The sequence below is a fragment of the Microbacterium telephonicum genome, assembly GCF_003651225.1.
In the GTDB taxonomy this organism is placed as follows: Bacteria; Actinomycetota; Actinomycetes; order Actinomycetales; family Microbacteriaceae; genus Microbacterium; species Microbacterium telephonicum.
Map to the genome: position 1 here is coordinate 831,358 of NZ_RCDB01000001.1, position 15,418 is coordinate 846,775.

Here is a 15,418-nt window from a genome sequence, read left to right on the forward strand (position 1 = left end):
CTTACCGTAACCGCGTAGCGTGGGGGACATGGTGGATGCCGCGCTCTTCGACCCTGCCGACCCGACCGCGCTGGAGGAGCTGCTCGCCCTCGCCGTGGAGATCGCCGAGGAGGCTGGCGCGCTCGCGCGCCGCCGGCGTACGGAGGGGGTCGCGATCGCGGCGACCAAGACGGCGCTCGCCGACATCGTCACGGAGGCCGACCGCGAGGTCGAAGACCTCGTGCGCGCCCGCCTCGCGGCGGCGCGTCCGGGCGACGGCTTCCTGGGGGAGGAGTCGGATGCCGCCCCGAGCGCGTCGGGGCTCACCTGGGTCGTCGACCCCATCGACGGCACCGTCAACTACGCCTACGGCATCCCGCAGTATGCCGTGTCGATCGCCGCCGTGGCGGGCGAGCCGACGCCGCAGCGGTGGGACGCGCTCGTCGCGGTCGTGCACAACCCGGCGCTCGGCGAGACGTTTCGGGCACGCCGGGGCGGCGGCGCCTGGCTCGGCGACCGCCGACTCGCCGTCTCGGAGCCGGGACCGGCGGGCGCGCTGCTGGCGACCGGATTCGGATACGACCCCGCCACCCACGCCGGAGACCTCGCGCGGCTCGCCGATGTCATGCCGCTCGCCCGCGACGTGCGGCGCGCCGGTGCCGCTTCGCTCGACCTCGCCTTCGTCGCCGCCGGGCGCCTGGACGGGTACTACGAGCGCGGCCTGAACCCGTGGGACCACGCCGCCGGGGCGCTGCTGGTGACCGAGGCGGGCGGCGTCGTGTCGGGCCGGCCCGACGGCCGCCCGGGCAACGAGATGACCATCGCCGCGAGCGCCGACCTGCACGAGCGCATCTCGCAGGCGGTATATCGGTCCCGTTGATGACACTTTCAGGTCGATCCCGGTAGGGTGTGTTTACCCGATCGTTACTTTCGCCGCCCGAACGGCGAGGGTGACCTCGTCCCCCCGATGCAGTTCGTCGCGCCCCCGCGTGCCTGACCGAGAGTTCCCGCTTGACACCCGACGCCCCGACGGCTGAGACCGCGCCCACGCGCCGCTCCAGCCGCCCCGCCGCCGCTGTGCCGGCGACGGTCGGCGCGCCCGGGATGACGCGCGCGGAATGGCGTCGGCTGCAGAGCGCCGGTGCCGCGTACGACGCCGCCCCCGAGACCGTCGCGCCGGTCGTCCCCGCGCCCCGCGCTCCCGAGTTCGTCGACGAGCACGCGGCCGAAGAGGCCGTCGCGCCCGCGCATCAGGCGTCGATCGCCGAGGCGATCCTCGCCGAGGCCGCCGCCCCCCTCCTGAACCGACGCCGGGACCGTCGCACCGCGACCTCCGGCGTCATCGCGTCCGGCTCGTCCGACGGTGACGCGGATGCGGTGGCCGCGGCATCCGAGATCCCCGCATCCTTCGCAGCATCCGCCGCTCCCGCGGCCCCGGTGTGCGACGACGAGTTCGAGCGGGTTGCGCGACTCTTCTCCTTCACCGGTCAGACTCCCGTGCAGCGGGCCGCCGAGGCCGTCGCCGCCGAATCCGCGGTCGCGCCCGCTCCCGAGACCGGCCACCGCGCCGGGCGCCGGGCGTTCGTCAAGCGCGTCGCGGCGGGTTCCTTCTCATTGGGCGCGATGGCGATCGTCGGTCTGCTGGCCGTCGGCGCGACGAGTCCCGCGATGGCCGTCGCCGGCGTCACCGACCCGACCACCGACATCTCGCTCGCGTCGACCACCTCGAGCGTCCCGGCATCTGAGAAGAAGGACATCCAGGCCTTCGTCTCGGCGCAGGGGACCGATGCCGTCACGCTCGACCGCGCGGAAGGCTACGACGTCGCCTCGATGGCCGACGTCGCCGCCGAGTCCGGGGTCACCCTCTTCTCCGGCGCCTGGGTCAACGACCCCACCGCCGACGTGCAGTGGCCGTTCCCCGTCGGCGTGCCGATCTCGGCCGCGTACGGCTCGCAGAGCTACCTGTCGCAGTTCTCCACCCCGCACCACGGCGTCGACCTCACGCCGGGTCTGGGCGCGGAGATCCACGCGATCGCCGCCGGCACGGTGCGCATCGCGACGGAGGCGGGCGGCGACTACGGCGTGACGGTGCTCATCGACCACGTCGTGGACGGCCAGCAGGTCTCCAGCCGCTACGGACACATGCTGCGTGGATCGCTCACGGTCGAGCAGGGCGACACCGTGACGGCCGGACAGGTCATCGGCAAGGTGGGTCAGACCGGCAAGGCGACCGGGCCGCATCTGCACCTCGAGGTGCTGCTCAACGGCACCACGCGCACCGACCCGATCGCGTGGCTCGAAGAGCACACCTCGCGCTGACCTCCGGTTCGGAGAGGAGCCGGGAACCTGATATCCTCTTCTAGTTGCCCGCGTGCGGGTGGCACGCCCCGATAGCTCAGTGGCAGAGCACTTCCATGGTAAGGAAGGGGTCGTCAGTTCAATCCTGACTCGGGGCTCGCAACTCCCACATCTCGCCGTGTGGGTGCGGCGCGGCGGGGTAGCTCAGTTGGTGAGAGCGCACGACTCATAATCGTGAGGTCGCGGGTTCAAGCCCCGCTCCCGCTACTTCAAACCCCCGGTCTCCCCGGGGGTTTTCTCGTTGGCGCGTGCGCTCGGGAGGAGATGTGCGTTCAGGAGGATCGGTTCGCCGCATCCTTCCTCCCGAGTGCACATGTCCTCCCGAGCGCACGGAGCCGGAGCCTGACGCGGCGTCACCAGACGACGCGCTCCATCGGACGCGGGACGCGGTCGCCTACCGCGCCGGGAGTGGCCGGTCGCTCCCACGATGCGTAGGCGCCGAGGTCGACACCCGTCGCGGTGACGAGGCGGGCGAACGGCAAGCGGTACGTGCGCCACTCGTCGTCGGGGAACGCGCCCGTCCCCAGCCCGTCGAGGGACTGCCGCAACAGGAAGGCCTGCGCGCGCGGCGCGCCGTCGATCTCGTAGACGAACGCCTTCCAGAAGGCCGTCGGGATGCCGATGCCTCGGTAGACGGGGTCTGCGTCGGTGAGCACCGGTCCGCCGAAGACGACGATGCGGGCACGGTCGAGGGTGGCGAGGGCGAGCAGGTCGTCCTCCAACCGCCCCCACAGCCCGCCGCGCGAGGCCTGGTTGAAGGCGCTGCGCTGCGGGGTGATGTTCGTGAAGAAGAAGGAGTCCTCGTTCGCGCGTGCCGCATCCGGTCCCCACAGCAGGTCGGCCCGGCGGGCCACATGCCCGCGGTCGAGGTCGTTGCGCGCGTACAGCTCGTCGCCCACCTGCCCGTCGGCGGGTACCCGAGGGTCGAGGCGGAAGTCGACACCGCTCCGCGGCACGGTCTCGCCGGGCACGAGCGCGCGGCCGTCGATGTTCCAGGCGACGATGCGGGCGAGGCGCCGCTCGAGGCTCATCGACAACGAGAAGTGCGTGTAGTCGAGCCAGGTCGAGCGGTCGACTGTGCGCACATCGCCCGCCACATCGGCCGTGAAACCCGGCAGGGGCGTGGCGTGCGAGAGGAACGACGTGTCGAAGCCGGCCATGCCTCCACGCTAGAGGCGGCATCCGATACACGCACGGCTCGGCGGAGGATTGCCCCGACGGCATCGACTCTGGTATTCCTTGAGCATCGGGGCTGGGGGCTCCGAGCGGGATGTGGGATCCCGCACGATCGAACCTGGGGAGTATCGATGAGCACAGTCACGCTCGTTCCGGCGGCGTACCGCTGCCCGGACCACGACAACGTCGAGGTCGTCACCGCACGCGTGCACGAGCGCGTCGCACGAGAGGCCGCCGTGTACGCCGACCTGACGCGCAGCACCTTCCGGGTGAGCGTCACGTGCCCCGGGCGCCGCGGCGACGAGGCGACGGCGCACACGCGCGTGTGCGAGGGGACCTGGCAGCGCGCACTGCAGCACGCGTCCTGACGCGGGACGGATGCCGTCGGCGGACGGCCTCTGGATGTCGGCGGCGGCGGATACGATGAACCGTTCCCTCTGAGCGGTGTGATCGGAGATGCCCCATGCTCGGAAAGCTCCTCGTCCGATACCTCAAGCCCCATCTCGGGCTGCTGGTCGGCGTGCTGGTCTTCCAATTCGCCTCGGCGATGGCCTCGCTGTACCTGCCGCGCCTGAACGCCGACATCATCGACAAGGGCGTCGCCACCGGCGACACCGCCTACATCTGGTCGCAGGGCGTGATGATGCTCGCGATCGCCTTCGGGCAGATCGTCGCCTCGGTCATCGCGACCTACTTCGCCGCGAAGGCCGCGATGGGGATGGGCCGCGACATCCGCCGCGACGTCTACGGCAAGGTGAGCGCGTTCTCCGAGCGCGAGGTGTCGCGCTTCGGCGCCGGCACCCTCATCACGCGCAACACGAACGACGTGCAGCAGGTGCAGATGCTCGCGATGATGGGCGCGACCATGCTCGTCACCGCGCCGCTGCTGGCCATCGGCGGCATCATCATGGCCGTCCAGCAGGATGTCGGGCTCAGCTGGCTCATCGCGGTCTCGGTCCCCGCTCTGCTCGTCGTCGCCGTCATCATCGTCGGCCGCATGGTGCCGCTGTTCCGCAGCTACCAAGTGAAGCTCGACAACGTGAACCGCGTCATGCGCGAGCAGCTCACCGGCGTGCGCGTGGTGCGCGCGTTCGTGCGCGAGCGCATCGAGGAGGGACGCTTCCGCGTCGCCAACACCGACATCATGGTCGTCGGCCGCAAGGTCGGATCGCTGTTCGTGCTGATGTTCCCCCTCGCGATGCTCGTGCTCAACGTGACCGTCGTCGGCGTGATCTGGTTCGGCGGTATCCAGGTGGATGCCGGCAACGTCGAGATCGGCACCCTCTTCGCGTTCATGCAGTACGTCGGCCAGATCCTCATGGGCGTGCTCATGGCGACGTTCATGACGATCATGATCCCCCGCGCCGCGGTCTCGGCCGACCGTATCGGCGAGGTGCTCGACTCCGACGACGCCCTCGAGCGGCCCGCGCAGCCGGTGACGGAGTTCCCGACCCCCGGCACCGTCGAGTTCGACGACGTCACCTTCACCTACCCGGGCGCCGACTACCCCGTCCTGCAGGGCATCAGCTTCACCGCCGCGCCGGGGGAGACCATCGCGATCGTCGGGTCGACCGGCTCGGGCAAGACCACCCTCGTCTCGCTGCTGCCGCGGCTGTTCGACGTCACCTCCGGCACCGTGCGCGTTGCGGGCGTCGACGTGCGCGCCGCCGACCTCGACCGGCTCTGGGCCGGCATCGGCTACGTGCCGCAGAAGGCCTTCCTGTTCACCGGCACCGTGGCATCGAACCTGCGGTTCGGGCGGGAGGACGCCACCGACGACGAGCTGTGGCACGCCCTCGAGATCGCGCAGGGCCGCGACTTCGTCTCCGAGATGGAGGGCGGCCTCGGCGGCCGAATCGCCCAGGGCGGCACGAACGTCTCGGGCGGTCAGCGGCAGCGCCTGTCGATCGCCCGGGCGATCGTGCGCCGCCCCGACATCTTGGTCTTCGACGACTCGTTCTCGGCCCTCGACCTCACCACCGACGCCCGCCTGAGGCAGGCGCTGTGGCGGGAGCTGCCGGGGGTGACGAAGATCGTCGTCGCGCAGCGCATCTCGACGGTCACCGACGCCGACCGCATCGTCGTCCTCGACGACGGGAAGATGGTGGGCCTCGGCACCCACGCCGACCTGCTCGCGTCCAACGAGACATACCGCGAGATCGTCGAGTCGCAGCTGGGGGTGGACGCATGAGCCCTTCGACAAGCTCAGGAACCACGCGCGACGCGGAGCTGACCGAAGAGGAGAAGCTCGAACTCGAGCTCGCCGAACAGGCCCGCCAGAACTCCGGCGACTGGGACTCCGTCGCACCCGGCAAGGCCGCGAACTTCGGTCCCAGCTTCCGGCGCATGATCGGGCTGCTGCGCCCGCACGCCGTGGCGTTCGGCTTCGTGTCGCTGCTGGGCGCGATCGGCGTCGTGCTCGCCGTCATCGCACCGAAGGTGCTCGGTGAGGCCACCAACATCATCTTCGAAGGCGTGGTCTCGGCCTCCCTCGGGGGCACCTTCCCGGCCGGCACCTCGCAGGCCGACGTCGTCGCCGCGCTGCAGGCGGCCGGGCAGACCGATTTCGCGAACATCGTCTCGGCGATGCCGAACTTCCAGGTCGGCGCCGGCGTCGACTTCGAGCGCCTGCGCTGGGTCGTCGTCGCGGTGCTCGCGATCTACGTCGTCTCCGCCGTGCTCACCTGGCTGCAGGGCTACGTCATCAACATCATCATGGTGCGCACCATGTGGCGGCTGCGCGAAGACGTCGAGGCGAAGATCAACCGGCTGCCGCTGTCGTACTTCGACAAGGTGCAGCGCGGCGAGCTGATCTCACGCGTCACCAACGACATCGACAACATCACGCAGACGATGCAGCAGTCGCTGTCGACGGCGCTCACCAACGTGCTCACCGTCATCGGCGTGCTCATCATGATGTTCTCGATCTCTTGGCAGCTCGCGATCGTCGCGCTCGTGGCGCTGCCGCTCATGGGCGTCATCTTCGGCATCATCGGTCCGCGCTCGCAGAAGGCGTTCCAGACGCAGTGGCGCAAGGTCGGCCGGCTCAACGCCCGCGTCGAGGAGTCGTTCTCGGGGCACGCGCTCGTGCGCGTCTACGGTCGCGAGCGCGACATGGCCGACCGGTTCGCGCAGGAGAACGACGAGCTCTACGACGCCGCTTTCAAGGCGCAGTTCCTCTCCGGCATGATCATGCCCGGCATGATGTTCATCGGGAACCTGACCTACGTCGGCATCGCCGTGCTCGGCGGTCTCATGGTCGCCTCCGGCCAGCTGCGGCTCGGCGATGTGCAGGCATTCATCCAGTACTCCCAGCAGTTCACGCAGCCGCTGAGCGAGCTGGGCGGCATGGCCGCCGTCGTGCAGTCCGGCACGGCCTCGGCCGAGCGCGTCTTCGAGCTGCTCGACGAGGACGAGCAGGACCCCGACGCCGCCGACGCCCCCGCCCTCGCCGGCGGTGCCGGCGTGATCGAGTTCGAGCACGTGCGCTTCTCGTACTCGCCCGACCGTCCCCTCATCAGCGACCTCTCCTTCCGGGTCGAACCCGGTCAGACCGTCGCGATCGTCGGACCCACCGGCGCCGGCAAGACGACGCTCGTCAACCTGCTCATGCGCTTCTACGAGCTCGACGGCGGCCGCATCCTCCTCGACGGCCAGGACATCGCCGCGCTCACCCGCGACGACGTGCGCTCGCGCACCGGCATGGTGCTTCAGGACCCGTGGCTGTTCGCCGGCAGCATCCGCGAGAACATCCGCTACGGGCGCGAGTCGGCCACCGACGACGAGATCGTGGATGCCGCCGTCGCCACGCGCGTGGACCGTTTCGTGCACTCGCTGCCCGACGGGTACGACACCGTGCTCGACGAGGACGCCTCCAACGTCTCGGCCGGTGAGAAGCAGCTCATCACGATCGCGCGGGCCTTCGTCGCGCAGCCGAGCGTGCTGATCCTCGACGAGGCGACGAGCTCGGTCGACACCCGCACCGAGCTGCTGCTGCAGCATGCGATGTCGGCCCTGCGCGAGGGGCGCACGTCGTTCGTCATCGCGCACCGGCTCTCGACCATCCGCGACGCCGACCTGATCCTCGTGATGGAGCACGGCGACATCGTGGAGAAGGGCACGCACGACGAGCTCATCGCCGCCGAGGGCGCGTACTTCCGTCTGTACCGCTCGCAGTTCGAGCAGGCGGCGACCTCCGACGACGACGACGCAGCGGCCCTCGCGGCGGAGCCGCAGTCGTGAGCGACCTGCGCGCCGAACGTCCCCGGTCCGCGAGGTTCATCCTCTCCTGCGTCGGCATCGGCCTGGCCGCGGGTCTGCTGTCGGGTCTGTTCGGCGTCGGCGGCGGCACCGTCATCGTGCCGCTGCTCGTGCTGCTGCTCGCCTTCGACCAGCGCCTCGCGGCGGGGACGTCGCTCGCCGCGATCGTGCCGACCGCGACCGTCGGCGTCATCTCGTACGCCGTGCACGGCTCGGTCGACTGGCTCGCCGCGATCCTGCTCGCCGTCGGCGCCGTCGGCGGCGCCCAGATCGGCACGTGGCTGCTCGCACGGTTGTCGCAGAACGTGCTGCGGTGGGGCTTCATCGGCTTCCTCGCGATCGTCGTCGTGATGCTGTTCGTCGTCGTCCCCGAGCGCGGCGACGACATCGCGCTCGCCTGGTGGTCGGGGGCGGGCCTGCTCGTGCTCGGCGTGTTCACGGGCATCATGGCGGGGCTCCTCGGCGTCGGCGGCGGCATCATCGTCGTCCCGGCGCTCATGATCCTCTTCGGCGCCGACGACCTCGTCGCCAAGGGCACCTCGCTGCTCATGATGATCCCGACGGCCCTGTCGGGGACCATCGGCAACATCCGCCGCGGCAACGTCGACCTGCTCGCCGCCGCCTGCATCGGCGTGGCCGCCTGCACCACCACGGCGCTCGGCGCCTGGATCGCGACGCTGCTGACGCCGCTCGCGGCCAACATCCTCTTCGCGGCCTTCATCATCTTCATCGCGGCGCAGATGGCGGTGCGGGCGGTGCGCGCGAACCGGAAGCCCCCGGCATCCGATCGGTAGGATCGAACGGTGTCCGTGAACCCCGAGCTGGTCGGCCGAGACTTCCCGCCGACCGCCCCCTACCTCGTCGGGCGTGAGAAGGTGCGCGAGTTCGCGCGTGCCGTGCACGCCACCGACCCGCAGCACACCGACCCCGCCGCCGCGCAGGCGCTCGGCTACCCTGACGTCGTCGCACCGCCGACGTTCGCGATGGTCGTGCAGGACCTGACGCTGCAGCAGCTGCTGGCCGCTCCCGACTCCGGCATCGTGCTGGAGCGCACGGTGCACGCCGAGCAGCGCTTCCGATACACGCGGCCGATCGTCGCCGGCGACGAGCTCGTCGCCCGGCTGACGGTCACCGGCATCCGCGCGTTCGGCAAGGGGGCCATGGTCACCAGCGACGCCGAGGTGACCGACCGCGACGGCGCCCACGTCGTCACCGCGACGTCGGTGCTGCTGATCGGAGGCGACGAATGACCGCGATCGAGGTCGGCGCCGTCGTCGCCGAGCGCACCGTGCACCTGACCCGTGAGTCGCTCGTGCGCTACGCGGGCGCCTCTGGCGATTTCAACCCCATCCACTACCGCGACGACGTCGCCGCCCGCGTCGGGCTGCCGGGTGTGCTCGCCCACGGCATGCTCACGATGGGCCTCGCCGTCGAGACCATCGTGGAGTGGCTCGGCGACTCGGGCCGCATCCTCGAGTACGGCGTGCGCTTCACGCGACCCGTCGTCGTCTCGGCCGAGGACGGCGCCGACGTAACGGTGGTCGCGACCGTCGGCGCCGTGGACGACGAGACCCTGCGCGTCGACCTGACCGTCACCAGCGGCGGGACGACCGTGCTCGGGAAGGCGCAGGTGCGCGTCCGCGCGTGACGATGCCCGAGATCGCCCCCCTTCCCCTGTCGCGGCTCACGACCCTGCGTGCCGGCGGCACCCCCACCCGTCTCGTCGAGGCGCGCACGACCGACGAGCTCGTCTCGACGCTGCGCGACCTCTGGGCCTCGGGCGAGCCCTGGCTCGTCGTCGGCGGCGGATCGAACCTGCTCGTCGGTGACGACCCGTTCGACGGCACCGTGGTGCTCGTGCGCACGCGGGGGATCGAGCGGCTCCCGTCGCCGATCGAGGGTCGCGCACGTCTGCGCGTGCAGGCCGGACACGATTGGGACGAGCTGGTCGAGTACGCCGTCGCCGAAGGGCTGTCGGGCATCGTGGCGATGTCGGGCATCCCCGGCACCGTCGGCGCCGCCCCCGTGCAGAACGTCGGCGCGTACGGTCAGGAGATCGTGCAGACCCTCGTCGAGGTCGAGCTGCTCGACGAGGCCACCGGCGAGGTCTCGGTCGTGCCCGCCGCCGATCTGAAGCTCGGCTTCCGCACGTCGGTGCTGAAGAACCACTACGGCTCGGTCGCCGAGCGCCCGGGCGTCATCCTGTCGGTCACGCTCGAACTGCGCGAGGTCGGGCACGGCGAGTACGTCCTGCAGGGGCCGCAGCTGCGCGCGGCACTCGGGGTCGCCCCCGACCAGCCGGTGACGCTGCGCTGGGTGCGCGAGACGGTGCTCGCGACCCGCGCCCGCAAGGGCATGGTGCTCGATGACGCCGACCCCGACACCTCCAGCGCCGGGTCGTTCTTCCAGAACGCCGTCGTGTCGGCATCCTTCGCCCGCACGCTCCCGGACGAGTGCCCGCGCTGGCCCGTCGCGCCCGACCTCGACCCCGTCACCGTCATCCCGCTCGACCGCTACGACGGCATCGTGCCGTCGCCGACCTCGGGTGAGCCCGATGTCAAGGTCAGCGCGGCGTGGCTCATCGAGCACGCCGGCCTGCGCAAGGGCTTCCGGCTGCCGCGCTCGCGCGCGGGCCTGTCGACCAAGCACGCCCTCGCCCTGACCAACCGGGGCGGTGCGACGGCGGCGGAGCTCGCGGAGCTCGCGCGCTTCATCCAGGGGCGGGTGCAGTCCGAGTTCGGACTCATCCTGCAGCCCGAGCCCGTGCTCGTGGGGGTCGAGCTCTAGCCCGACCCCGACCGGCGCGGTGCCTCAGGAGAAGAGGCGCTGGAGGCGCTGGATGCCCTCGAGCAGCGCGTCGTCGCCGAGGGCGTACGACAGCCGCAGGTAGCCGGACGGGCCGAAGGCCTCACCGGGGACCACGGCGACCTCGGCGCGGTCGAGGATGAGGTCGGCGAGCTCGAGCGAGGTCGTCACCGTCGTGCCGTGCCAGTCGCGTCCGAGCAGGCCCGTCACGTCGGGGTAGACGTAGAACGCGCCCAGCGGGTTCGGAACGGTGACGCCGGGAATCTTCGACAGCTCCGCCACGATCAGTCGGCGACGCCGGTCGAACGCCGCCCGCATGTCCTCGGCCTCGGTCTGCGGGCCGGTGAGGGCGGCCAGCGCCGCACGCTGGGCGACGTTGTTGACGTTCGAGCTGAGGTGCGACTGCAGGTTGCCGGCGACCTTGATCGCCGCGGCGGGTCCGACCATCCAGCCGACGCGCCAGCCGGTCATCGCGTACGTCTTCGCGACGCCGTTGACGAGGATCGTCTGCTCGGCGAGCTCGGGCACCGCCTCGACGATCGACACGGCGCGGGCGCCCTCGTAGACGAGGTTCTGGTAGATCTCGTCGCTGATCACCCAGATGCCGTGCTCGAGCGCCCACTCGCCGATGGCCTTGGTCTCGTCAGGTGTGTACACCGAGCCGGTCGGGTTCGAGGGCGACACGAACACGAGCACCGTCGTCTTCTCGGTGCGCGCCGCCTCGAGCTGTTCGACGGTGACCTTGTATTCCTGGTCGGCCCCGGCGAACACCTCGACCGGCACGCCGTCGGCGAGGGCGATCGCCTCGGGGTAGGTCGTCCAGTAGGGCGCGGGCAGCAGCACCTCGTCGCCGGGGTTCACGACGGCCTGGAAGGCCTGGTAGACGGCCTGCTTGCCGCCGTTGGTGACGATGACGCGGGATGCCGGCACCTCCAACCCCGAGTCGCGCAGGGTCTTGGCGGCGATCGCCTCGCGCAGCACCGGCAGGCCCGCCGCGGGCGTGTAGCGGAAGTTCGCGGGGTCGCGCAGCGCCTCGGCCGCGGCATCCACGATGAACTGCGGTGTCGCGAAATCTGGCTCGCCGGCGGCGTACGAGATGACGGGCTTGCCCTCGGACTTGAGGGCCTTCGCCTTCGCGTCGACCTTGAGGGTCGCCGATTCGGCGATGGACGACAGCTTGCGGGAGACGGGGGCGCGTTCGGTCACGGCACCCAGCGTAGTCGGCGGGGTCAGGCCGCGAGCGCGCGCCGCTTGCCGTTCACGTGCGCACGCCACACGAGCGCGGCCGACAGCGCCGCGATAACGGCGCCCGCGACGAACAGGGTCGGGTAGCCGATCACGGGACTGATCGCCGCGAGGACGGCGGGCACGAAGAAGCCGACGTAGCTCAGCGAGTAGAACACCGCGGTCAGGCCCGCGAGATCGTCGGGGCCCGCGATCCGCTGCACCTCCATGAGTCCGCCCACGAGCAGCAGCCCGTAGCCGATGCCGAGGGCGGCTGCGGCGACGAGGGCGAGGGCGACCGACCAGGTCAGCGCCGTCGCGGCCGCGAGCAGCATGCCCGGCACGACGGCCGCGAGGGCCGCGGTGACGCCGCGGCATCCGCCCGGCAGGTCGATGCGGCGCGCGAGCGTCTGGGCCCCGACGCCGCAGCCGAGGCTCACGAGGCACATGAGTCCCGCGAAGCCGACCTCGAACCCGGCGACCCGGTCGACCAGCAGCGCCGGGAGGATCGCGTAGGCGGATGCCGCGGTGCCGAACACCCACGGCGACATTGGCGCGACGACGCCGAGGAAGCGCCGGTGGCTCGCCGACGGGATGCGCAGGTCGTCGCGCAGCCGCCCGCCGCGGGCCGGGTCGCGCGGGTGCGATTCGGGGGTGCGCAGTGCGAAGGCGAACGACGCCGCGCACAGCGCCACGTTGACGAGATAGGGCAGCACCTCGGGGAGCGGGGCGAACTGCGCGAGCGCCGCCGCGACGGCCGCGCCGAGCGCGAACCCCGTCGTGAGCGAAAGTGCCGCACGCCGCGCGCCCGACCCCGATGCGGAAGCGTCGAAGGGGGCCTCGGAGAGCTCTTTGATCCAGGCCGTCCCGACGGCCATCACGAGGCCGAGCGCGACGCCGGAGAGCACCCGGCCCGCGAACAGAAGCACGGGCTCGCCCGCCGCGGCGGCGAGGACGGCCGAGCCCGCGAGCGCGATCAGGGGAGCGGGCAGCAGGAGGGGGCGACGGCCGAATCGGTCCGACAGGGGCCCGCCGAGCAGGAGCGCGGGGACGATGCCGATGACGTAGGCGCCGAGCAGGACGTTCACCGTGAGCGCGCCGAGGTTGTCGTGCAGCCGGTAGGTGACCAGCAGCGGCGTGAACTCGTTGCCGCCCCATGCGACCGCGAACAGTGCGGCGGCGGCGCGCAGCCACGGCTTCGTGCGGTGCCGAGCTGCGTCGGCGATCGCGATCGGCGTCGTCGCGGCGCTCATCGGGCCGCTCCCGCCGTCTGATCGGCGGGCGATGTGCCCGCGCGCACGCCATGGGCGGCCTCGAAGTGGGCGTCGAGCGTCGTGCGGAACGCGTCCGCGTCGCCCGCGGCGATCGCGGCGGCAAGGCGCTCGTGTCGGGCGACGACGGCCGTCATCCGCTCGGGGGTGCGGATCGAGGTCGCGGTGACGCGCTGCTGCCGCTGGCGCAACCCCTCGGCGAAGGTCGTGAGGAGGGTGTTGCCGGCGGAGCGGATGATCGCGTTGTGGAAGTCCGCGTCGGCCGAGACGAAGGCCTCGGTGTCGTCGGCCTGCGCCGCGCGGCGCTGCGCGTCGACGGCGCGAGCCAGCTCGGCCGCGAGGTCCTGCCGGGTGTGCTCGTCGCCGACCGTGCGCTGCACCGCATAGTTCTCCAGTAGGCGCCGCGCCTCGAGCACCTGCGCGATCTCGCCGGGCGTGGATTCGACCACGAGCGCGCCACGCTTCGGGTACAGCCGCATCCAGCCCTCGGCCTGCAGTCGGAGGAACGCCTCGCGCACGGGCGTGCGGCTCACGCCGTGCTCGGCGGCGAGCTCGCCCTCGCTGAGCATGCGGCCCCCTTCGAGGTCGCCCTGCAGGATGCGCTGCTTGACGCGCGCGTAGACGAGGTCGGCGGCATTCGGGGTCGTTTCGTTCACAACATAGATACTAGTCGTATTCAAGGCGAGATGCAGAGGGGGCGGATGCCTCGGCATCCGCCCCCTCGCCCCCGTCCCCCAGGGGGGTCGGTCAGCCGAACTGGTTCATCGTGTTGTCGGCCCCGCCGGCCTTGAGGGCCGCGTCCCCGGCGAAGTACTCCTTGTGGTTGTCGCCGATGTCGCTGCCGGCCATGTTCTGGTGCTTCACCGTCGCGATGCCCTCGCGGATCTCGCGCCGCTGCACCCCCGCGACGTAGGCGAGCATGCCCTCGTCGCCGAAGTAGCCCTTCGCGAGGTCGTCGGTCGACAGGGCGGCCGTGTGGTAGGTCGGCAGGGTGATCAGGTGGTGGAAGACGCCGGCGCGCGCCGAGGCGTCGCGCTGGAACGAGCGGATCCGCTCGTCGGCCTCCCGGCCGAGCGCCGTGTCGTCGTAGACCGCGTTCATGAGGTCGGCGCGGTCGTAGGCCGACACGTCCTCGCCCTGTGCGGCGAGGCGGTCATACGCCTGCTGACGGAAGTTCAGCGTCCAGTTGAACGACGGGCTGTTGTTGTAGACGAGCTTCGCGTCGGGGATCACCTCGCGGATCGCGTCGACCATCCCGGCGATCTGCTCGATGTGCGGCTTCTCGGTCTCGATCCACAGCAGGTCGGCGCCGCTGCGCAGCGACGTGATGCAGTCGAGCACGCAACGCTCTTCGCCGGTGCCCGGACGGAACCGGTACAGGTTGCTCGCCAGCCGCTTCGGGCGCACCAGCGTGTCGCCGCGCGTGAGCACGACGTCGCCGTTGCCGAGGCTCTCGGCGGTGACCTCGTCGACGTCGAGGAACGAGTTGTACCGGTCGCCGAGGTCGCCGGGCTCGGTCGTCACGGCGAGCTTCTGCGTGAGGCCGGCGCCGAGCGAGTCGGTGCGGGCGACGATGACGCCGTTGTCGATGCCGAGCTCGAGGAACGCGTAGCGCACCGCGTTGATCTTGGCGATGAAGTCCGCGTGCGGCACCGTGACCTTGCCGTCCTGGTGGCCGCACTGCTTCTCGTCGGAGACCTGGTTCTCGATCTGGATGGCGCAGGCGCCGGCCTCGATCATCTTCTTGGCCAGCAGGTACGTCGCCTCGGGGTTGCCGAAGCCGGCGTCGATGTCGGCGATGATGGGCACCACGTGGGTCTCGTGGCTGTCGATCTGCGAGCGGATGAACTCCTCGGCGGTCTCGTCGCCCGCGCGACGGGCCTCGTCGAGCTTCGTGAACAGCAGGTCGAGCTCGCGGGCGTCGGCCTGGCGGAGGAACGTGTACAGCTCCTCGATCAGGGCCGGCACCGCCGTCTTCTCGTGCATCGACTGGTCGGGCAGCGGCCCGAACTCCGAGCGCAGCGCGGCGACCATCCAGCCCGAGAGGTACAGGTAGCGCTTGTCGGTCGACTTCAGGTGCTTCTTGATCGAGATCATCTTCTGCTGCCCGATGAAGCCGTGCCAGACGCCGAGCGACTGCGTGTACACCGACGCGTCGGCGTCGTAGGCGGCCATGTCCCGGCGCATGATGTCGGCGGTGTACTGCGCGATCTCGAGACCGGTGCGGAAGCGGTTCTGCGCCCGCATCCGCGCGACCGCTTCGGGGTCGATGGCGTCCCACGGGGCGCCGACCTGCTGCTTGAGGTCCCGGATGGCGTCGATGTCGTCCTGGTAGGTGGTCATGT

14 protein-coding genes and 2 tRNA genes are annotated in these 15,418 nt (G+C 71.1%); 11 read left to right on the forward strand and 5 right to left on the reverse strand.

The window, feature by feature from the left end:
• Window positions 1-28 precede the first annotated feature (28 nt).
• From C7474_RS04065 to C7474_RS04080, 4 genes are all read left to right on the forward strand, one after another.
• A complete protein-coding gene (locus C7474_RS04065) occupies window positions 29-859 on the forward strand; it encodes an inositol monophosphatase family protein (RefSeq protein WP_121057641.1) in 831 nt (276 codons plus the stop codon).
• Window positions 860-990: 131 nt separating this feature from the next.
• Window positions 991-2,298 carry a M23 family metallopeptidase gene (locus tag C7474_RS04070; RefSeq protein ID WP_121057642.1) on the forward strand — a complete coding sequence of 436 codons (1,308 nt, stop codon included), beginning with the start codon at window positions 991-993 and terminating at the stop codon, window positions 2,296-2,298.
• Window positions 2,299-2,363: 65 nt separating this feature from the next.
• Window positions 2,364-2,435, forward strand: a tRNA-Thr gene (locus C7474_RS04075).
• A 35-nt stretch (window positions 2,436-2,470) separates the two neighbouring features.
• Window positions 2,471-2,544, forward strand: a tRNA-Met gene (locus tag C7474_RS04080).
• A gap of 146 nt (window positions 2,545-2,690) precedes the next feature.
• Here the strand turns inward: C7474_RS04080 and C7474_RS04085 are convergent.
• Entirely contained in the window at window positions 2,691-3,497 is an 807-nt protein-coding gene (locus C7474_RS04085; protein ID WP_121057643.1) for a DNA/RNA non-specific endonuclease, read from the reverse strand.
• A gap of 147 nt (window positions 3,498-3,644) precedes the next feature.
• On the opposite strand from C7474_RS04085, the gene C7474_RS04090 reads away from it, so the two are divergent.
• From C7474_RS04090 to C7474_RS04120, 7 genes are all read left to right on the forward strand, one after another.
• Window positions 3,645-3,881, forward strand: coding sequence for a hypothetical protein (locus C7474_RS04090; protein ID WP_121057644.1), 237 nt, complete (start codon window positions 3,645-3,647; stop codon window positions 3,879-3,881).
• Between the two features lie 95 nt (window positions 3,882-3,976).
• On the forward strand, window positions 3,977-5,704 hold the full coding sequence (locus C7474_RS04095; RefSeq protein WP_121057645.1) for an ABC transporter ATP-binding protein: 1,728 nt from the start codon (window positions 3,977-3,979) through the stop codon (window positions 5,702-5,704).
• A complete protein-coding gene (locus C7474_RS04100; protein WP_121057646.1) occupies window positions 5,701-7,755 on the forward strand; it encodes an ABC transporter ATP-binding protein in 2,055 nt (684 codons plus the stop codon). Before C7474_RS04095 ends, C7474_RS04100 begins: the two co-directional genes overlap by 4 nt.
• A complete protein-coding gene (locus C7474_RS04105) occupies window positions 7,752-8,567 on the forward strand; it encodes a sulfite exporter TauE/SafE family protein (RefSeq protein ID WP_121057647.1) in 816 nt (271 codons plus the stop codon). Before C7474_RS04100 ends, C7474_RS04105 begins: the two co-directional genes overlap by 4 nt.
• Window positions 8,568-8,576: 9 nt before the next feature.
• Window positions 8,577-9,023, forward strand: a complete 447-nt coding sequence (locus tag C7474_RS04110; RefSeq protein WP_121057648.1) for a MaoC family dehydratase N-terminal domain-containing protein — start codon at window positions 8,577-8,579, stop codon at window positions 9,021-9,023.
• Window positions 9,020-9,421, forward strand: a complete 402-nt coding sequence (locus tag C7474_RS04115) for a MaoC/PaaZ C-terminal domain-containing protein (protein ID WP_121057649.1) — start codon at window positions 9,020-9,022, stop codon at window positions 9,419-9,421. Before C7474_RS04110 ends, C7474_RS04115 begins: the two co-directional genes overlap by 4 nt.
• A 2-nt stretch (window positions 9,422-9,423) precedes the next feature.
• Window positions 9,424-10,560, forward strand: a complete 1,137-nt coding sequence (locus C7474_RS04120) for a UDP-N-acetylmuramate dehydrogenase (protein WP_121057650.1) — start codon at window positions 9,424-9,426, stop codon at window positions 10,558-10,560.
• A 24-nt stretch (window positions 10,561-10,584) separates the two neighbouring features.
• On the opposite strand, the gene C7474_RS04125 is transcribed toward C7474_RS04120, so the two are convergent.
• From C7474_RS04125 to C7474_RS04140, 4 genes are all read right to left on the reverse strand, one after another.
• Entirely contained in the window at window positions 10,585-11,784 is a 1,200-nt protein-coding gene (locus C7474_RS04125; RefSeq protein ID WP_199692356.1) for a pyridoxal phosphate-dependent aminotransferase, read from the reverse strand.
• Window positions 11,785-11,807: 23 nt separating this feature from the next.
• On the reverse strand, window positions 11,808-13,055 hold the full coding sequence (locus tag C7474_RS04130) for an MFS transporter (RefSeq protein WP_121057651.1): 1,248 nt from the start codon (window positions 13,053-13,055) through the stop codon (window positions 11,808-11,810).
• Window positions 13,052-13,729 (reverse strand): GntR family transcriptional regulator, encoded by a 678-nt coding sequence (locus C7474_RS04135; RefSeq protein ID WP_199692357.1) that lies wholly within the window; start codon window positions 13,727-13,729, stop codon window positions 13,052-13,054. Before C7474_RS04135 ends, C7474_RS04130 begins: the two co-directional genes overlap by 4 nt.
• A gap of 91 nt (window positions 13,730-13,820) precedes the next feature.
• The gene (locus tag C7474_RS04140; protein ID WP_121057653.1) at window positions 13,821-15,416 is read right to left on the reverse strand and encodes an isocitrate lyase; all 1,596 of its coding nucleotides are present in this window, start codon (window positions 15,414-15,416) and stop codon (window positions 13,821-13,823) included.
• Window positions 15,417-15,418: the final 2 nt, after the last annotated feature.